1 protein-coding gene and 1 pseudogene are annotated in these 1,860 nt (G+C 69.5%); one reads left to right on the plus strand and one right to left on the minus strand.

What is annotated here, in order from left to right; genetic code table 11:
- Window positions 1-434: pseudogene (locus AC08ON_RS11770) on the minus strand (alpha/beta hydrolase); the annotation flags it as partial.
- Between the two features lie 338 nt (window positions 435-772).
- Here AC08ON_RS11770 and AC08ON_RS11775 point away from each other — a divergent pair.
- A complete protein-coding gene (locus AC08ON_RS11775) occupies window positions 773-1,516 on the plus strand; it encodes a response regulator transcription factor (RefSeq protein ID WP_476607801.1) in 744 nt (247 codons plus the stop codon).
- Window positions 1,517-1,860 lie beyond the last annotated feature (344 nt).

The following is a 1,860-nucleotide window of genomic DNA, read 5'->3' on the forward strand; positions in this document are numbered from 1 at the left end:
GGTGCGACCGAACCAACTATCTTCACCGGAGGAGCTGGAATTGGTACGAACGCGTGGGGGCCGATACGCACCCGTAACAGACGCCGTGCCACCATCCGGCCGGTGGGCCGCTCTGCCAGCCGATGGATCCGGCGCATTCGAGCGGTGTCCCGCACGAACCACCGGCTGGTCGCGCTCGCATTGGCTACCGCCTCCGGGGGATGCCGACGGCGATGGCTGTGGGCGGGCTCCCCCACCTGGATCAGCACGCCGTGCCGCGGCACGGCGGCACCGTCCACCGACCATCCCACCGACCATCCCGTGAGGCAGACCCGCTGGTAGCCGAGTCGACGGGCCACGCCGGCAGCCACGCCGACGTCCGCACCGACATCCAGCACCTCGGGGTCACCGAAAGTGCACAGTCTGGTGGATCGGTCGTACGCTTGCAGATCCATGACCTGGACATCGGGATGTGGACGTAATCCGACCATCACTGTTTGCAGCGCCAGGCGTGACGTCGAACAGGGGAAGCCATGGGTGACCACTACAGCCAGATTGCGTGACGCACCGGGCACCCAACCACTCCAGTGATCATGACTCGTGGTCGGGATCTCACCATCCGCCGTAGGTAGTGGCCCGTAGACGGTAGGAGCCGAGTAGGACACTCCGCTATCCTCCCCACATACCGGCCTTCGTTTCATGCCCATGACGGTCGTGAGACGCCCAGCGCCGGGCATCGAGTTACTCACCGGGTCGACGCTGCCCCACCACCACACCACCTGGAGGAGTCGTCTTGAGCGTCGTCCTTTTGCTCACCAACGCCCCCGGTCCGTCCGCCGAGTCGTTTCCGTCGCTTGGGCTTCTCACCCACACCGTACGGGTCGCCCCGCTCGAGGCGAGCGCGCTGCTGGACGCCCCGCCGGTGGATGTGATCGTGGTGGATGGCCGCCGGGAGCTTGTGATCGCCCGCGGTCTGTGCCGGCTACTACGCACCACCGGGCTCACCACGCCGCTGCTGGCGCTGGTGACCGAGGGTGGGCTGGCGGCGGTGTCCGCGGACTGGGGGGTTGACGACGTCGTCCTCGATTCCGCGGGTCCCGCCGAGGTCGAGGCCCGGTTGCGGCTGGCCATCGGTCGAGTCGCCGCCGCCGGCGGCACGGCCGAAGCCGGTGTCATCCGGTCCGGCGACCTGTCGGTCGACGAGACCACCTACTCGGCCAAGTTGCGGGGCCGGCCGCTTGAGCTCACCTTCAAGGAGTTCGAGCTGCTGAAGTACCTCGCGCAACACCCGGGCCGGGTCTTCACCCGCGCCCAGCTGTTGCAGGAGGTCTGGGGTTACGACTACTACGGCGGCACCCGCACGGTGGACGTCCACGTCCGGCGGCTGCGAGCGAAGCTCGGCCCCGAGCACGAAGCGATGATCGGTACTGTTCGGCACGTCGGGTACAAGTTCGTCGCGCCGCCCATCGCGCCGCTACCGGAGAACACCCCCGGGGAGATCGGCCGTGACGAGTCCCGGACCCCCGAGCGGGTCTGACGTCACCGCGGACACCCGTCCGCCGCGTGGCATCCCGGCATCCCGGCACCCCGGGCACCGCCAGTAGGACGGCATCGCCGGCGCGAGGCCCAGATCCTGGCTCCAGGAGCCAGGATTCGGCCTCGCGACCTGGGCCTCCCGACCGGGGCCTCCCGACCGCACCGTCGAGGGCCGCCCAGCGTCATACGGTCGTCCGGTGACCTCGCTGAGCTGGCAGCAGACCCTGAGCGCCATGGACGTGGACGACATCGTGAGCCTCCTCGCCGCCGCGGAGCGGGCGGACGGCACCGGGCCGGTGTCCGAGGACGTCCGGCTGGCCCTCCAGCCCGGACTGCGGATCGGCG

It is taken from the genome of Frankia sp. CoWAU3 (assembly GCF_977971855.1).